At 48.6% G+C, this 18,318-nt stretch carries 16 protein-coding genes; all 16 read right to left on the reverse strand.

Translation table 11 applies throughout. The features are described 5' to 3' along the window. Positions 1-103: 103 nt before the first annotated feature. The 16 genes from KNQ08_RS06705 to rimP all read right to left on the reverse strand — a co-directional run bounded on the left by KNQ08_RS06705 (position 104) and on the right by rimP (position 18,272). Entirely contained in the window at positions 104-2,251 is a 2,148-nt protein-coding gene (locus KNQ08_RS06705) for a DNA translocase FtsK (RefSeq protein WP_214805145.1), read from the reverse strand. Positions 2,252-2,319: 68 nt separating this feature from the next. Then, a complete protein-coding gene (locus KNQ08_RS06710; RefSeq protein WP_023468670.1) occupies positions 2,320-3,984 on the reverse strand; it encodes a ribonuclease J in 1,665 nt (554 codons plus the stop codon). Positions 3,985-4,137: 153 nt separating this feature from the next. Next, a complete protein-coding gene (locus KNQ08_RS06715) occupies positions 4,138-4,800 on the reverse strand; it encodes a M15 family metallopeptidase (protein ID WP_251133294.1) in 663 nt (220 codons plus the stop codon). Further along, positions 4,800-6,059: a lipid II:glycine glycyltransferase FemX gene (locus KNQ08_RS06720; RefSeq protein ID WP_214770670.1), complete on the reverse strand. Its 1,260-nt coding sequence runs from the start codon at positions 6,057-6,059 to the stop codon at positions 4,800-4,802. The genes KNQ08_RS06715 and KNQ08_RS06720 overlap by 1 nt, the downstream gene beginning before the upstream one ends. After that, positions 6,056-7,504 (reverse strand): UDP-N-acetylmuramoyl-L-alanyl-D-glutamate--2,6-diaminopimelate ligase, encoded by a 1,449-nt coding sequence (locus KNQ08_RS06725; RefSeq protein ID WP_483299296.1) that lies wholly within the window; start codon positions 7,502-7,504, stop codon positions 6,056-6,058. Before KNQ08_RS06725 ends, KNQ08_RS06720 begins: the two co-directional genes overlap by 4 nt. A gap of 74 nt (positions 7,505-7,578) precedes the next feature. Further along, a complete protein-coding gene (locus tag KNQ08_RS06730; protein ID WP_214723586.1) occupies positions 7,579-8,811 on the reverse strand; it encodes a M16 family metallopeptidase in 1,233 nt (410 codons plus the stop codon). A gap of 74 nt (positions 8,812-8,885) precedes the next feature. Continuing rightward, complete coding sequence (gene pnp, locus KNQ08_RS06735; protein ID WP_214805146.1) at positions 8,886-11,105, reverse strand: polyribonucleotide nucleotidyltransferase; 2,220 nt, start codon at positions 11,103-11,105, stop codon at positions 8,886-8,888. Between the two features lie 138 nt (positions 11,106-11,243). Further along, entirely contained in the window at positions 11,244-11,513 is a 270-nt protein-coding gene (rpsO, locus tag KNQ08_RS06740; protein WP_023468676.1) for a 30S ribosomal protein S15, read from the reverse strand. Positions 11,514-11,636: 123 nt separating this feature from the next. Beyond that, positions 11,637-12,566, reverse strand: a complete 930-nt coding sequence (locus KNQ08_RS06745; RefSeq protein ID WP_214805147.1) for a bifunctional riboflavin kinase/FAD synthetase — start codon at positions 12,564-12,566, stop codon at positions 11,637-11,639. Between the two features lie 16 nt (positions 12,567-12,582). Continuing rightward, positions 12,583-13,491, reverse strand: coding sequence for a tRNA pseudouridine(55) synthase TruB (truB, locus tag KNQ08_RS06750; protein WP_214805148.1), 909 nt, complete (start codon positions 13,489-13,491; stop codon positions 12,583-12,585). Between the two features lie 50 nt (positions 13,492-13,541). Continuing rightward, a complete protein-coding gene (rbfA, locus tag KNQ08_RS06755; RefSeq protein WP_023468679.1) occupies positions 13,542-13,883 on the reverse strand; it encodes a 30S ribosome-binding factor RbfA in 342 nt (113 codons plus the stop codon). Positions 13,884-13,922: 39 nt separating this feature from the next. Beyond that, a complete protein-coding gene (gene infB, locus KNQ08_RS06760; RefSeq protein WP_050677459.1) occupies positions 13,923-16,094 on the reverse strand; it encodes a translation initiation factor IF-2 in 2,172 nt (723 codons plus the stop codon). 15 nt (positions 16,095-16,109) lie between these two features. Next, positions 16,110-16,412, reverse strand: coding sequence for a YlxQ family RNA-binding protein (locus KNQ08_RS06770; protein ID WP_023468681.1), 303 nt, complete (start codon positions 16,410-16,412; stop codon positions 16,110-16,112). Further along, positions 16,405-16,674 carry an RNase P modulator RnpM gene (rnpM, locus tag KNQ08_RS06775; RefSeq protein ID WP_023468682.1) on the reverse strand — a complete coding sequence of 90 codons (270 nt, stop codon included), beginning with the start codon at positions 16,672-16,674 and terminating at the stop codon, positions 16,405-16,407. The genes KNQ08_RS06770 and rnpM overlap by 8 nt, the downstream gene beginning before the upstream one ends. 3 nt (positions 16,675-16,677) lie before the next feature. After that, positions 16,678-17,787: a transcription termination factor NusA gene (nusA, locus tag KNQ08_RS06780; protein ID WP_058713731.1), complete on the reverse strand. Its 1,110-nt coding sequence runs from the start codon at positions 17,785-17,787 to the stop codon at positions 16,678-16,680. Positions 17,788-17,804: 17 nt separating this feature from the next. Beyond that, positions 17,805-18,272, reverse strand: coding sequence for a ribosome maturation factor RimP (gene rimP / locus KNQ08_RS06785; RefSeq protein ID WP_023468684.1), 468 nt, complete (start codon positions 18,270-18,272; stop codon positions 17,805-17,807). Positions 18,273-18,318 lie beyond the last annotated feature (46 nt).

The raw sequence follows: 18,318 nt of genomic DNA on the forward strand, positions 1-18,318 counted from the left end.
TTCATGTATCTCTTCTTTTTTCGAGACATCGGTTCTTATCTATACATTTTCCTAGAAAAGAAAAGGAAGCCTTGGAATATTCCACGACTTCCTTTCTACTCGATTAACGTCCCATGACGCGGCGTGGTTTAGATCCTTCAGATGGACCAATCAGACCGTTTTCTTCTAACGCATCAATAAGACGGGCAGCTCGGTTGTAACCGATGCGGTACTTTCGTTGAATCATCGACGTTGATGCCGTCTCTTGTGTCAGAATGAACTGGACGACCTCATCGTAAAGTGGATCGTCGACCTCTGTTTCGCCCTCTGGTACATCTTTTGGAATCATCGCTTCAACATACTGTGCCTTTTGCTGACTGATGACATGATTGACGACCTTCTCGACTTCTTCGTCCGATAAAAAGGCTCCTTGTACGCGGACCGGTTTGTTCATGCCGTTACCAAGTAACAACATATCTCCTCGTCCGAGCAATTTATCAGCGCCTCCCGTATCAAGAATCGTCCGCGAGTCCGTCGCACTCGATACACTGAATGCGATCCGCGACGGGATATTCGCCTTGATGACACCGGTGATGATGTCAACACTCGGACGCTGCGTCGCAATGACCATATGAATTCCTGCAGCTCGCGCCATTTGTGCAAGTCGCATGATCGCATCTTCGACTTCGTTTGACGCAACCATCATCAAGTCAGCTAACTCATCGACGATGACAACGATGTACGGTAATCGTTGATGCACTTTCTCCTCTGCGTTCATCTTATCAATTAGTGCATTGTAGCCTTCGATGTTGCGCGCTCCGTTTTGACTGAAGATCTCATAACGGCGTTCCATTTCCGAGACGACCTGTTTTAATGCCTGTGCCGCTTTTTTAGGATCGGTGACGACGGGCGCTAAGAGGTGCGGAATGCCGTTGTAGACATTCAATTCGACCATTTTCGGGTCAATCATCATCAAGCGGACTTCATCCGGTCGTGCCCGCATCAATATCGAGACAATCATCCCATTGATACAGACCGATTTACCGGAACCCGTCGAACCGGCAACTAAGACGTGTGGCATCTTATTCAACTTCGCTGTCACCGTCTCACCAGAAATGCTTCGTCCGAGTGCAACGAGCAAACGATCGCTGTCGGATTGGACGCTCTCCGCTCCTAGTACTTCTCGAAGTGATACCATGGCGACTTCACGGTTCGGCACCTCGATTCCAACAGCCGCTTTACCCGGAATCGGTGCTTCGATCCGGATATCTTTTGCGGCTAACGCTAGCGCTAAGTCATCGGCGAGTCCCGTGATTCGACTAAGCTTGATTCCTTGTTTTGGTTCAATCTCGTACTTCGTGACACTTGGTCCGAGATGAATCTTTAAGACTTTTGCTCCGATCCCGAACGACTTTAAGGTTGCAATCAATTTCGTGGCATTGTCCTTCAGTCGTTTGTTCTCGCCGGACAAATCTTTTGATGTCGGTTCTGCTAACAAATCAAGCGACGGCAATTGATAACCGTCTGGTGTCTCTGTCATCGTCAACGGCCCTTGTGTCTCCGCTGCTTGGGGTTCAACGTGATCCGTGAAACCGATGATCGGAACGTCTTGAATGTTGACGGACGGATCTTCTGCTTCTTGTTCCGTTTCGATTGGTTCCTCGACAGTTGCTGGTCGCAACGTCTTCGGTTTTTTCTCACGAACCGGTTTCGATTTCAACTCTTTTTCGACACGAGGACGTGGTGTTCGTTCACGATTGCGAAACTCTTCTGCACGTTCCCGGAGCCCAAGCCACAGCTCACCATAAAACGATGGGCGTAGGATATGAACGGCCGTTCCGATGAAGAACAGACCAATCAAGAAGGCACCCGCGCTCGAAATATAATAAGCTGCGTTTTGATAGAGCCATCCATTGAGAATGCCACGCGGTGCTCCGAGCAATAGATCAATCCAGACGACTGAACCCATCAGTAACATCGACCATGCCCATTTCTGAGCACGCGACGCATTCGAGATGAGTAAAAGTAGCACAGCACCGATTCCACCATATAATAAGGAACCGAACTGACCAATTAACCGCTCTCCTCCATCGGCTAGCGTCAGTCCGACTTTCCCGAACTCCCCGAAAGCGAGAACGAAAGCTAGTAATGAGACGATTGCGATGATGGTCGCATATGTACGATACGCAATCGGCTGACGTTGTTTCTTCGCTGCCGGTCGTTTCCGTGGCGGCGTTTTTTTTCGTATAGGTTTTCGTTTCGTCGTCGCCATACGTCATCCCTCCTGATAAAAAAACGGCTCAGTGGACCAGGTATTGGTCAATCTGAGCCGCTCGTTTGTTAAATCTCCATGATGATCGGAAGAATCATCGGGCGGCGTTTCGTCTGTTCATAGAGATAAGCACTCAGTTTATCTCGAATCAACGACTTCATCTCCGTCCAATCCAATTCTCCGTTTAATTTACCTTGTAGTTGTTTCGCAACGATTCGGTTCGCTTCGTTGATCATATCCTCTGATTCACGCATGTAGACGAATCCGCGAGAGATGATTTCCGGTCCCGAGACGATCGTTTTGTTTTTCCGGCTGATCGTAATGACACAAAGGACGACACCGTCTTGCGATAACAAGCGACGATCACGAAGAACGATGTTTCCGACATCACCCACACCGATTCCGTCGATCAAGACGTTTCCAGCGTTCACTTTGCGTGACATCCGTGCTTTGCGCTTCTCGAACTCAACGACATCCCCATTCTCGATGATGAAGATGTTGTTCGCATTGACGCCAACCGTCTGTGCGAGACGACTGTGTGCCTTTTGCATCCGGAATTCTCCGTGAATCGGTAGGAAGAATTTCGGTTTGATCAAGTTGAGCATCAGCTTCAGATCTTCCGCATGACCGTGACCGGAAACGTGTACTTTCCGTTGGTTGTAAATGACATTCGCACCAGCACGGAATAAGAGATCGATCGTTTTCGAAACCGACTTTTCGTTACCTGGAATCGGCGAAGCCGCAACGACGACCGTATCGTTCAAGCGAATATTGACTTGCTTATGTGCGTTACGCGCCATTCGTGTCAAGGCTGCCATCGGCTCACCTTGCGATCCTGTCGTCAAGATGACGACTTGGTTATCGTCGAGGCGGTTGATGTCAGATAGATCAATCAATGTTTTCTGTTTGAAGCGTAAGTAATTCAGACGCTGTGCCACTTCGACGTTATTGACCATGCTACGACCAACGACCGCTACTTTTCGATTGTTCGCTTCTGCTGCCGCAAACACTTGTTGTAGACGATGAATGTTCGAAGCGAATGAAGCGACGATGACACGACCTGGTGCCTCATAGATGACGTCGTTCAGTTCAGAACCGACGATCGATTCTGATCCAGACATCCCTGGTCGCTCTGCATTCGTTGAGTCAGACAGTAAGCAAAGCACTCCCCGTTGACCAATTGCTGCAATCTTCCCGAAATCCGCCTGTTTTCCATCAACTGGTGTGTAATCGAATTTGAAATCCCCTGTATGGACGATCGCACCTTGAGATGTTTGAATACATACCCCGACTGCATCCGGAATCGAGTGGTTGACCCGGAAGAACGTAATAAAATGACCTGCAACGGTTAATTTCGTCTTGGCATCAATTGGACGAAGATCTGCCTTTTTCAATAAACCGGCTTCTTTTAATTTGTGTTCAATCAAACCGAGCGTCAAACGTGTTCCGTAAACCGGTACTTTTAAGTCACGCAAGACGTAACTGAGTGCCCCGATATGATCCTCGTGACCATGGGTAATGAAAATCCCCTGAATCCGCTCTTTGTTTTCTTTTAAATAACTGATGTCTGGAATGACTTTATCGATTCCAAGCATCTCGTCTCCTGGGAACATTAATCCGGCATCGATGACGAAGATGTCCTCGTCGAGTTCGACGACGTACATGTTCTTCCCGATCTCACCGGCGCCACCAAGAGCAAAGACGCTTACTTTTTCCGTCTTCTTCTTTGACACAACATGACCTCCTATAATTCATATTCACTTTTCGTGAGCCGTCCACTTATCACTATCACTATTCTAGCCGAATTTTCACAATCTGCCAACAATCGGACTAGGAAATCTAAAAAAAACGTCATTCCTGCCACATTACTCCAGGAATGACGTTGATCACGTATTCAACAAATCTTCGACCTCTTCCGTTCGTTTCGCTTTTTCCGAACGGCTTGGACGTTCACCAGCCTTCAGTTCGTCGAGCGAATATCCGAACGTCATCTCAAAATGAGGATAGTCGACGAATCGTTTCCAATCGCCTCCCCATTCGAAACCGAGCGCTTTTCCGATATCCGCGACTTCGCGCCAATCACTTTTCCCTGACCGATTCCCGTCATACTCAAGATCATATGAAATCTGGCCATTCACGAGCTGAACGAAATCGACAGCGAGTCCATAATTATGCATCGATTCACCACCACGTGCATTCGTGACGACTTCACCTGCCTTAGAACGTCCTTGTTCATAAAGCGCATTCTGTTGCTGAATCGAGCGGTATCCTTGCGTAATCTTGATATCGATATTGTAGCAAGAATGCGCCACACGGATCAGATCCTTTGCCCCCGCTTCGACAGCTGGGTGGAGACGCTTCAGGTTCGTCTCGCTTGCATTGATTAAGCGATCTTCTCCCGCTACGTCTCGTGGACAACTATCAATCCCGAGCTCCGGTTGATCCATTAAAATCGTCGGCATCCGATTCATGGATGCCGCAAGAAACAATCCAATCGCAAACATCGTCAATAAAAATACGATCCAACCGAAGATTGTTCCCCGTTTCATCAGCGGCGAAGCTTCTTCCGAAGTTTTTGTAGAATCGGTAACCCAGTCTCAAGCAACAGATAGAGCGGACGATTGAGTACATAATCGAACTCACCGATTTTTTCAATCATCCGGCTGCCCCAACCAGATTTAAAGGCGTAGAGTCCCGCGTAATGATCATCCGGGTCTGTCGAACCACTAACTCCACCGAAGTCATAGGAGAGCGCACCATGTTCTTTCGCATATTGCATCATCGTCCATTGCATCAAGTGGTTCGGCATGAACTCCCGGTACTCGTTCGATGAAGCGCCGTATAAGTAATACGAGCGACGACCAGCAAGCGTCAAAAGACCACCAGACAGGATGATACCGTTTGGATGTTTAGCAGCAATCGTCATCAGTTCTGTCTTCGACTTCTCTGCTTTTTCGATTTGTGCTGTCGTCTGCTCCAAGCGATTGTTTAAGCTTTTTAGCTTCTTCTCGGCCGTCTCTTTCTCGAGCTGACGATGAATTTTCGAGAGTTCCTTGTCAGCTTGAAGTAATAAGGCTTCTGTATTCTCAAGCGCACGAACGACATCGAGTTTCGTCAAAAACAAGACTGCATCACCTTTTGGGTGAAGATGATCGTACAGATTTTCGAAATAATCCAGACCGCGGATTGAAAAACCATCCCTTTCGCCCGTCTCGACCATCAGCTTTGCGAATGTCTTTAGCCCTTCACGATCCGCTTGTTCGCATACGATCCCTTTGCGTTCAGCAAGGCGGACGTTGTAGCGGAACTTCGAATGGAAACCGTCGAAGATCTCTTTTTCTGTCCCTACAAGACTCGTCTCCATCGTAAAGCGTGGTTGCGCGTAGTCAAAACCGCCACCGAAGCCGTTATGTTTGAATCCGAGTCCTTGCATCTCCTGCAACAGACCAGGATATTCTTCCCGCTCGACGTTTGGATCAAATTTAATCGCAATTGCCTTCTGTTGTTTTGCGACACGAATCGCTTCGTCACGAAGGGCGCGAAGTGCGTCCGTATCTGTATAATCGACGACGAAACCGCGCGGTGCATAACAAAGCGTGAACGGTAGCTTCGGTACTTTCTTGAACAAAAGAAGACCAACTCCGGCAATCTCACCGGAAGCCGTTCCGACCGCGATACGTTCATGTGTCCATCCTGTCGCGCTTTTGACTTCTCCCCATGCCGGAAGCTGGAGTAAATCACCTTTGGGATGTGTTTTTACGAATGTTTCAAATTGATCTATGGTTACAACGATTGGTTGATAAGTCACTTCTGTTCCTCCATTTGCCGTATCATCTCTTTGACGATGATTTCCTCATCGAGCGGGAATTTCTCATCCCCAATGATTTGATATTTTTCATGGCCCTTACCGGCTAAGATGACGATATTATCTGGTCGTGCGAGTCGTGCTGCGTAACGCACAGCCTCTTCTCGATCACCGATTTCAACGAACTGATCGTGGGTCATCCCTTTGGCGATACCGGATGTAATCGAATCATATGCTTCATATCGTGGATCATCCGTTGTGATGACAACGGTTCCGGCGTACGTCGAAGCGAGTTCGCCCATTTTTGGTCGTTTCGTCACATCGCGATTTCCACCTGTCCCGATCAGGAAGACGATCTTTTCCTTCGGTACGTCAACGAGTGCTTTCAGACACTGTTCGATGCCGTCAGGAGTATGAGCATAGTCGACATACACGTTATATCCTTCAATCGGCAAGCGTTGCATCCGACCTTTTGCCGGACGGATTGCTGAAATCGCGCCTGCGATCGTTGCTAGATCATATCCGCAAGACAAGAGGATCCCTGTCGCAAGCAACAGATTATAGACGTTGAAGCGACCGATGAAATTCGCCGTGACATCGACTTGTTCTTCCTTGTACAGCATCGTGAACGTCGTTTGTTGAAGCGACTGTTCAATCGCTGTTGCTCGGAGGTCAGCTGCGTTGTCGATGCCGTATGTCATGACACGAGCACCTGTCATCATCTCATACAGCTCACTCGTCGGATCATCCGCATTCAAGACCGCAACTTTCTCTGTCGACAGCCGTTGACCGAGTTGTGCAAACAACAATCCTTTGGCACGCGCATAGTTTTCAAATGTTTTGTGGAAATCAAGGTGATCATGCGTCAGATTTGTGAATCCCGCAACGTCGTAATCGACACCCGTTACCCGACCAAGCTCTAATCCATGTGAAGAAACTTCCATGATGACATCTTGGACATCTTCTTCATGCATCTGATGCAGAAATGCTTGTAACTCGGAGCTTTGTGGTGTCGTATTGCGACTTGGCACGACGCGGTCACCAATCTTGACTTCAACCGTACCGATGATGCCCGTCTTCCGACCAAGGTGCGCTAATATATCACGGACGATCGTCGTCGTCGTCGTTTTCCCATTCGTTCCCGTAATACCAATCATCCGCATCTTTTCAGAAGGATAATCATAGAATTTGCCAGCCAACTCGGCAATGGCACGTGATGTACTACGAACAAGAATGACAGGAATCGACACGTCGACCGGTTGTTCCGCAACGATCGCGACCGCTCCTTGTGCTTCCGCCTGTTTAGCATAGTCGTGTCCATCAACAGTATATCCTTTGATGGCGACGAACAATGTTCCCGGTTTAACATCCCGTGAATCGGTCGTAATGGACGTAACGTCCACTTCTACCATTCGTTCGATTTTTTGCGTCTGTATGACTTGAATCAATTCAGCTAAATTCAACGGTATTCCTTCTTTCTCGACATCGTCATTTCATATGTTTCATCTATTCCGTTCTGCTATCATGCTTCCTCTTCTTCGTCTGCCGGAAGAATATAGGCCTTTGCCGGTTCCTCCGAAAAGATGTGCTCAATCAGCCCTTCGATATCCGATGGACGAATCCGTTCGACATCCGCTAACACTTCTTCAAGTGATGGATGGCGATGTAGATGCAACTCATTTCGGGCGTTTCGATTCATGTGACTCGATGTGCCTTCGTTGCCTAGAATCAGAGAACCTTTCAGCTGTTCAATCCCATCTTCGAGTTCCTTCGTCGATAATCCATCCCGCTTCAAGCGATCAATTTCAGCAGCGAGGACCTGTTCGACCTCTTCGACCGATTCCGGAGACGTGCCGACATAGATCGTGAACGTTCCATGATCGTCAAACGTCGTGTAATAGGAAAAGACTGAATAGGCAAGACCGCGTTCCTCTCGGATTGATTGGAACAAGCGACTCGACATCGTCGCACCGAATGCATTATTGAGTAAGGCGAGGGCAGGCAAACGTGGGTCAGCAGAAGGAATCGCACGGAAATTATAACAAATATGAGCCTGTTCCGTATCCTTTTCCTTGCGAATCACACCATTTTGTAACCTTGGCTCTATCGTCTCGCGTGTCTTCGATCGTGATTCGAGGATCGACATCCGCTCTTGAATCTGCGCAATCAACGCGTCTGAGACGTTTCCGGCAACAGAAATGACGATTTGATCCGGAGCATACGCTTCTTCGAGATACCGCCCGATCATCGCTCGATCAATCCGAAGCACACTCTCTTCCGTTCCAAGAATCGGACGAGCCATGACATCCTCTCCGTAAGCCGCAACAGCTAATAACTCATGGACGAGATCATCTGGTGTGTCATCGTACATTTTAATCTCTTCAATGACGACCTTTTTCTCTTTTTCCAGTTCATCCGCGTCAAACGTCGATTCGAGGAACATATCCGCCAACACGTGAAAGGCTTCTCCTGCATGTTCATCTAATGTCTTGACGTAATAACACGTTTGATCCTTACTCGTGAACGCATTAATATTTCCACCAAGTCGATCAAAATAAACCGCAATCTCTTTTGCCGTATGGCGTTTTGTTCCTTTAAACATCATATGCTCGATGAGATGACTGATCCCATGCTCCTCGATCTGTTCCGTCCGGCTTCCTGCTTGAATGAAGATTCCGGTCGCGACGCTGCGTGCTTCCGGCATTCGTTCAACGATCAGTCGAACTCCGTTGTCTAATTGTATCCGTTCGATCATAGTAATTCCTCCAAATATAGGAAACAAGGTGGCTCTCGTTGCATTCTCTGCACCGTCGAGCCACCTTGGATTCATTAGTTACGACGTGGTGGACGTTGTCCGTCACGTGGTGGGCGTGAACCCTGATCCCGGCGTGGCGGGCGGTTCTCACGCTCTGTCTTTTTCTTTTCTTCATACGCTGCACGATCTTCTTCGCTTAAGCCTTCGACGAGCAGGACTTTGTGCGAGGCGTTGACGCGTCCCTTGTCATCGATTTCTGTGACACGGACTTTTAGCTTATCTCCAAGTTTGACGACATCTTCTGTTTGACCGACACGGTTAAGTCCAAGTTCCGAAATGTGGACGAGTGCGTCTTTTCCTTTGAATAACTCGACGAATGCACCGAATTTCTCAACGCGACGGACTGTTCCATCGAACTCTTCTCCGACGACGACTTCACGGACGATATCTTCGACCAATTGACGGGCACGATCGATGCCAGCTTGATCCGTCGATGCGATGAAGACTGTTCCGTCTTGATCGATATCGATCTTGACGCCTGTCTCATCGATGATACCGTTGATGACTTTACCACCAGGTCCGATGACATCACGGATTTTATCTGGATTGATTTTGAGTGTGACGATTTTTGGCGCGTATTGTGACAATTCGACACGTGGTTCAGCGATGACCGTTTGCATATGCTCAAGAATGTGCAAACGACCAAGACGTGCTTGTTCGAGTGCTTCTTCGAGGATTTGACGCGTGATCCCGCCAATTTTCATATCCATTTGCAGAGCTGTGACACCTTCGTGAGTTCCAGCGACTTTGAAGTCCATATCTCCGAGATGATCTTCCATCCCTTGGATATCTGTCAAGATCGAGTAATTGTCGCCTTCCATGATCAAGCCCATCGCAATACCAGCGACAGGTGCTTTGAGTGGAACACCAGCATCCATCATGGCAAGGATCGAACCACAGATTGAAGCCTGTGATGAAGAACCGTTCGACTCAAGGACTTCCGACACGAGACGAATCGTGTACGGGAAATCGACTTCATTCGGAAGAACTGGTAAGAGTGCGCGTTCTCCAAGTGCCCCGTGACCGATTTCACGACGACCTGGTGCACGCATCGGACGTGCTTCTCCGACTGAGAATGGCGGGAAGTTATAGTGGTGCATGAAACGTTTCTCTTCCTTCAGACCAAGACCATCGATGATTTGAGCGTCACCCGCAACACCGAGTGTCGCAACAGACAAGACTTGCGTCTGACCGCGAGTGAACAAACCTGAACCGTGTGCACGTGGTAAGAGACCGACTTCTGAATCGAGTGGACGGATTTCAGCAAGACCACGACCATCTGGACGGACTTTGTCTTCCGTGATGAGACGACGGACTTCGTCTTTGACGAACTTGTTGAGAACGCCTGATACTTCTGCCAGTTGCTCTGCTGTGACTGACTCGTCAGCTGCATACAACTCGATATATTTTGCGATGACTTCGTTGATGGCAACGTCACGTGCTTGTTTTTCTTCGACTTGAACTGCTTGTGTGACTTCTGCCAATGCTTCTGCTTTCAGGCGATTGACGATTGTCTCATCGAAGCTTGATACCGTGTAGTCGAACTTCTCTTTACCGACTTGTGCGACGATTTCTTCTTGGAACGCGATCATTTCCTTGATGACATCGTGTCCGAGCAAGATCGCTTCAAGCATTGCTTGTTCCGATACTTCCTTCGCACCTGCTTCAACCATGTTGACGGCATGTTTTGTCCCGGCAACTTGAAGGTCGATGTCGCTGACTTCCATTTGCGCTGAAGTCGGGTTCACGACGAACTCTCCGTCGACGCGACCGATCGTCACGCCTGCGATTGGACCGTCGAATGGAATATCCGAGATCGAAAGCGCAATCGAAGCTCCGATCATCGCAGCGACTTCTGGTGAATTGTCAGCATCTGACGAAAGAACCGTCGTCGCGACTTGAACGTCGTGACGGAAACCGTCCGGGAATAGTGGACGGATCGGACGGTCGATCAGACGCGAAGTCAAGATCGCGCTCTCTCCAGGGCGTCCTTCACGTTTGAGGAATCCACCTGGGATTTTCCCTGCCGCATATAATTTTTCTTCATAGTTCACTGTTAATGGGAAGAAATCTAAGTCCTTCGGTTGTTTTGATGCAACGACCGTAGCAAGAACGGCTGTATCGCCGTAACGAATCAATGCTGCTCCGTTCGCTTGTTTTGCTAATTGACCGATTTCAATCGTTAATGGACGTCCACCGAGTTCGGTCGAAAACGTCTGTTTTGTTTGTGACATGCACAAATCTCCTCTCACTGCTATCCGTTTTTTCATTCAAATCTAATTATGTAGGTTCTTGCGCAAAAAGTCCATGAATCGGCAAAAAAAAGAAACAGGAGACGATGCTCCTGCTTCCCTACCTCGTTCTCGTCGGGATTAGCGACGGAGACCAAGACGCTCGATCAACGAACGGTAACGTGCAACATCCTTGTTACGAAGGTATGTGAGCAAGTTACGGCGACGACCGACCATTTTCAAGAGACCACGACGTGAGTGGTGATCCTTTTTGTGTGTACGTAAGTGATCGTTCAAAGTTGTAATCTGTTCAGTTAAAACAGCAACTTGTACTTCCGGCGAACCAGTATCGCCTTGTTTCGTAGCATATGCTTCGATGATTTCGTTTTTACGTTCTTTTGTGAGTGCCATTGTCACTCCACCTCCATCTTATGAATGACCGTATTCCCGAGCATCGGATGGTGAGACCAGATGCCAAGTGAATCGGCTGTACGTGATCGTACTGACCTATCATAACGAACCCTGTCCGTACTGTCAAACGCTTAATCGTGTGTTTGCCTCTTCGCGGTCTCGTGCCAACTGTTCTTTCAATTGATCGATACCGTTGAAGGCTTTTTCATCGCGTAAATAAGCAATCCATTCAAGCGTCAATTCTTGACCGTAAAGATCCTCATCAAAGTCAAGAAGATGCGTCTCGATACTGACCTCTCCTGTCTCATAGAACGTCGGGCGTCTGCCGACGTTCGTCATCGCTTTGAAACGACGACCGTCCGCTAAGCGAACGAATGTCGCATACACACCAAGTTTCGGTATGACGTAGGCGAATTCTGGGCGCATGTTGGCTGTCGGGAAGCCAATTTGTCGACCGCGTGCGTCACCGTGAATGATCGTGCCTTTGATTTGGTAAGGTTCTCCAAGCAAACGTGCAGCCGGTTCGACTTCTCCTGCAGCAAGTAAACGACGAATCCGGGTTGAGCTGATTTTTTCTGCTTCTTCTTGGAACTCTGCTACAACGGTGTGCGTGAACGTGCTCCGACTATGAAAATCAAGCGTCGTCATTTTTCCGGCTCCGAAGCGACCGTAGGAATAATCAAATCCAGCGACGACGTGCTCTGCTCCAGACGCAATCAGATATTCATCGACGAAAGCTTGTGGTGACAATTCCGAGAAAGGAATCGTGAACTCAATGACGTAAACACGATCGACACCAAGACGTTCGATTTTCTCTAATTTTCGTTCAAGCGGCGTGATGTAGCGGACCGGTTCATCCCCTTTACCAAGTACTTGTTTCGGATGTGGATCAAAGGTCATGACAGCCAAAGGAAGGCGACGAGCCTCCGCTTCTTTCTGTGCTGCTGCGATGACTTGCTGATGTCCGAGATGTACACCGTCAAAAAAGCCGAGCGCGATGACAGCAGGGTCTTTTTGAGGCTGTTCCGGATATGTCAAATGTATGATGTCCATGATGCTCTCTCCGATCTTAATCGATTTGTAGCATGACCTCGACGCGTGCTACCTGTTCTTCTGGAAGACGTCGATATAACGCTAAAGGTACGTCTTCTTCATTATAGACAGTAAACAGCTCGAATTCGACTGGAATGCTCGTCAGCTTGGCTCCATTTAAGACACGCTGCGCTGTTGCTGCGTCAACCGTCAATCGTGGCCATTTTTGGATGACGTGTTCGATCGGAAGGACGTGTTGCATCCGTTCTTCGACTGTCTCATACGATTCGAGTGTCTCGAGTGTGACGGTGTCCGTCTCAGCAATCGCACCAGAACCTGTCCGGCGTAAGTCGCTCATGTGTGCCGCATAACCGAGTCGTTCTCCGATTTCGACTGCTAGTGTCCGGATATAGGTCCCTTTTCCACATGCGATATCGAGGCGGAAGCGACAAAGACCATCTTCGAACACGAGGTCTGATGTCCGTTCCAATCGATCGATACGGACGATCCGTGTCGGTCGCTCGACTTCAATCCCTTTTCGTGCATATTCGTATAGTTTCTTCCCGTTCACTTTGACTGCTGAATAATACGGTGGCGTCTGTTCGATCTCTCCTGTCAAGGCGCTCAGAATATCAGCGATTGCCGTTTCAGTAATACTTTCGGGTTCGACCGGTGTTTCACGAACGATCTCTCCGTGTGCATCTTCTGTAGTCGTTGCAAAACCGATCGTCACTTCCGCCGCGTAACGTTTTCCTTCATCCGTGATGAAACGGGCAAGTTTCGTCGCTCGACCGAGACAAATCGGTAAGACACCTGTTACTTCCGGGTCAAGCGTCCCTGTATGTCCGACTTTTTTCGTCTGAAACAAGCGACGTAGACGAAAGACACAATCATGACTCGTCATGCCGGCTGGTTTATCTAGTGGTAATACTCCGATGGGTTCCACGTGATGTCCTCCTTGAAAAAAGGCAACCACACGCGTGGTTGCCTTAGGTGTTAATCTTTGTTCAAATTCCGAAGCAACTCATCAATGCGTGATCCATATTCGACAGAAGAATCGACCTCGAACAATAGTTCAGGTGTTTTCCGCAGACGAATCCGCGATCCGATTTCCTTACGCATGAAGCCTTTTGATTTTTCAAGACCGATGCGCGCATCCTCACGTGCTTTTTCGTCACCGAGGACTGAATAGAAGATCGTCGCTTGTTGCAAGTCTCCTGTCACTTCGACACCTGTGACGGTAATCGGCTTGACGCGTGGATCCTTGACATCCTTGATGAGCAGTTGCGTAATTTCCTTACGCACCTGTTCGGCGACACGATTCGAGCGTAAACTCATGTTTGTTCCCTCCAGTTCGGAAGAATGGATTCCGTTCTGTTACTTCCGTTTGACTTCTTCCATGATGAACGCTTCGATGACATCATCAACTTTTATGTCATCATAACGTTCGATCTTAATACCACACTCGTAACCAGCAGCGACTTCCTTGACATCATCTTTAAAGCGGCGAAGTGTATCGAGTTTTCCTTCGTAGATGACAATGCTGTCACGAACGACACGGACACCTGCATCACGCGTTAACTTACCTTCCGTGACATATCCACCCGCGATCGTACCGACTTTCGATACTTTGATGACATCGCGGACTTCAGCTTGACCGATGATTTTCTCGACGAATTCAGGATCAAGGAGACCTTTCATCGCTTGCTCGATTTCTTCAATCGCGTTATAGATGATCCGGTGAAGACGAATTTCAACCTTCTCCTGATCCGCCATTGATTTCGCGTTACCATCCGGACGAACGTTGAATCCAATGATGATCGCATTTGCTGCCGAGGCGAGGATGACGTCACCTTCCGTGATCGCACCAACACCTGAGTGTACGATGTTAATTTTAACACCTTCGACATCAATTTTCTTCAATGAACCGGCTAAGGCTTCAACTGAACCTTGGACATCACCTTTGATGATGATGTTGAGGTCCTTGACTTCTCCTTCTTTGATGCGGTCGAAGAGATCTTCTAAGCTAACTTTCGCTGAATCGCGACGTTGTGCTTCGATTTCACGTTGGTAACGTGCTTCACCGATTTGGCGTGCTTTTTTCTCATCTTCGAATGCGAAGAATTGATCGCCCGCTTTCGGGACATCGTTTAGACCTGTGATTTCGATTGGCGTCGATGGTCCGACTTCTTTGACACGACGACCGATATCGTTGACCATTGCCCGGATACGACCGAACGTGTGACCGACAACGATCGGGTCACCAACGCGAAGTGTTCCGTGTTGAACGAGAAGTGTAGCGACTGGACCGCGTCCTTTATCGAGTTTCGCCTCGATGACTGTTCCGCGACCGTTCATGTCTGGTGTTGATTTGTATTCTTGAACTTCTGAGACGAGAAGGATCATCTCGAGCAATTCGTCGATGCCGTCTCCTTTAAGAGCTGAAACCGGTACGAAGATCGTATCGCCGCCCCAGTCCTCTGCAACGAGTTCGAACTCTGTCAATTCTTGTTTGACACGGTCAGGGTTCGCACCCTCTTTATCCATCTTGTTGACAGCGACGATGATTGGAACGCCAGCTGCTTTCGCGTGGCTGATCGCTTCTTCCGTCTGCGGCATGACACCGTCATCGGCTGCAACGACGATGATCGCGATATCCGTGACATCTGCTCCACGTGCACGCATCGTCGTGAACGCCGCGTGACCTGGTGTATCAAGGAACGTGATCTTCTTGCCGTCGATCTCAACTTGGTAAGCACCGATGTGCTGCGTGATCCCGCCGGCTTCGCCTGCAGTGACCTTCGTGTTACGGATCGAATCGAGCAATGTCGTTTTACCGTGGTCGACGTGTCCCATGATCGTAACGACCGGTGGACGCTCAGACAATTCGTACTGGTCAAGGTTCAATTCGTATTGATCAAAGTCCGTCTCATCGACTTGGACAGTCTTTTCGACTTCAAAACCAAACTCTGTCGCGAGCAGTTCGACTGTCTCGTCATCAAGATCTTGGTTGATCGTCGCCATGACACCGAGACCCATCAATTTCATGATCAGTTCATTCGGTTTTTTCGCCATTTTTTCAGCGAGTTCACCGACTGTCAAGTTGTCAGAGTATTGAACGACGTTTGCCATCGCCTCTTCTTGCGCCCGGCGAGCTGCTTTCCGTTGACTCGACTTCGAGTTCGGATCCGCTACTTCAAGTTTGCGTGGTTCTGCTTTCTTTTGGTTCGGACGACGTTTGCCGCCACGGTTGTTACGGTTGCCGAATTCTGGGCGTCCGCCTTTGCTGTTACGTGATTGGTTACCTGCTGGTTTGTTTGTACTTCCTGGTCGGTTCGGTTTATTATCTGATTTCACTTGTTTTGGAGCCTCCGTCTTTTGAGCCCGATATTTTTCGGGATTAAATACTTGATCGAGTTGCTGTACTGTCTGTTCATCTAATACTGCCATATGATTCTTGACTGGTTTCTCCAGCTTTTCGAGCTGGGTGATGACCTGCTTACTTGTTACGTTTTGTTCCTTGGCGAATTCGTATACACGTTTACCCAAAGGATCCACCTCCAATTAGTCGTTCGAGAGGAGTTCAGTTAGCTTTTTCGCAAATCCGGCTTCATTGACTGACACGACAACACGCGCATCCTTTCCTAATGCTTGACCGAGAATCGTCCGGTCGGCGACTTCTAGGTAAGGAACCTGATAACTCGTACATTTATCTGTGACTTTCTTACGCGTGGCAGCCCCCGCATCTGCTGCTAAAAGAACAAGCTTCGCTTGTCCTCCTCGTACTTCTTTCAGTACGAGTTCTTCTCCCGTCGTCACTTTTCTAGCTCGATTCGCGAGACCGAGAAGGGATTCCCATTTACTCATTTGTACCTCCCGCGATTTCAAGCAATTCATCGTATAAGGCATCTGTCGTCTTGACCTTCAAATGATGATCAAGCGTCCGTTTTTTCTTCGCCGTCGCAATGACTGCCGCATCTTTCGATAAATAGGCACCTCGCCCATTCATCTTACCATTTAAATCGATGACGACCTCTTGTTCAGGTGTCCGGACGACACGAATTAATTCTTTTTTCGGTTTCATTTCTTGTGTGATGACACACTTACGTAATGGTACCTTTTTTTGCACGAATTATTCCTCGCCTTCGACTTGGACCGCTTCTACTACCGGCTCTTCCGTCGCGAAGACATCTTCGAGATCCATCGCTTCCGCTTCAGACTCGCTCTTGATGTCGATTTTCCATCCTGTCAATTTCGCTGCGAGACGCGCGTTTTGACCACGTTTCCCGATGGCAAGCGACAATTGGAAATCCGGAACGACGACGATTGTCGCTTTCGCTGGTTCGTTGACATAGACCGCAACGACTTGAGCTGGGCTAAGCGCGTTCGCGACATATTCTTTCGGATCATCCGAGTAACGGACGATATCGATTTTTTCCCCGTTTAAATCATTGACGATGCGTTGAACACGCGCCCCTTTTTGTCCGACACATGCACCGACTGGATCGATGTCATCCGCCGCGACTGCGATTTTCGAACGGTCGCCCGCTTCACGCGCCACAGACTTGACTTCGACTTCGCCACTTGAAATCTCTGGTACTTCGATTTCAAAGAGACGTTTTAAGAGACCTGGATGTGTCCGTGATACAAGAATCGATGCCCCTGATCCTTTGACCATTGGATCAACTTTCGTGACGTACACCTTGATGCGATCACGAATCCCGAAACGCTCGTTCGGCATTTGCTCGTGTGTCGTCAAGACAGCTTCGATACCTTCTAGGTTGACGTACAAGTTGCGTGCATCTTGACGCTCGACGATACCTGTCATGATCTCGTCTTCACGATCCGCGAAATGATTGTAGATGCGTTCGCGTTCTGCTTCACGCATTTTTTGTGTGACGATCTGTTTCGCCGTTTGTGCTGCAACACGACCGAAGTCGCCTGGCGTCACTTCGACTTTATGGAAATCGCCGAGTTCATATGTCGGATCGATCTCGTGCGCTTCTTCAAGCGAAAGTTGCTCTTCTGGTTGTGTCAATCGTTCGACGACTTCCTTAAGCGCGAAGACACGGATGTCTCCTGTCTGCTGGTCGAATTCGACCTTTACAGCCTCCGATTCTTTTCCGAAGTTGCGTCGGTACGCTGAAATCAATGCCTGTTCGAGCGCATCGATGATGATGTTCTTGTCAATTTCCTTCTCTTTCGCGATTTGATTGATCGCCTCGAGTAACTGTGGTCCCATCGTTCTCTTCCTTTCCGTCAGAACATTACCGCAAGTCGCGCAAGTGAAATCTTGTCGACCGGTATCTCAATTTTCAATTTTCTTGTTTTGACACGCACTTCGATTTCAAGCATCTCAGGTGTGTACGCGAGCAACGTTCCTTCGAATTCAACCGCATTCTTTACTGGATCGTGCGTTTTGATGTACACATGTTTCCCAATCGCCTTTTCGAAGTCCTCGTCTTTCTTCAGTGGACGTTCCGCTCCTGGACTAGCGACGTCGAGGTAATACGGCTCGTCGATCGGATCATTGTCATTCAATGCTTCCGATAACTGTTCATTGATTTTGACGCAGTCTTCAAGATCTACGCCACCCTCTTTGTCGATGGAGACACGTAGGAACCAATCCGCCCCTTCTTTGACGAATTCAACGTCGACTAGCTCCATCCCCTCTCGTTCGACGATTGGTTTTGCGAGCGCTTCGACCTTTTCCGTTACGTTCGTCATCTTCATCCTCCTTCAAAAAACAAACAAGAAAGGAGCAGGTCCCCCT

The sequence above is a fragment of the Exiguobacterium sp. s46 genome (genome assembly GCF_018618875.1).
In the GTDB taxonomy this organism is placed as follows: Bacteria; Bacillota; Bacilli; order Exiguobacteriales; family Exiguobacteriaceae; genus Exiguobacterium_A; species Exiguobacterium_A abrahamii.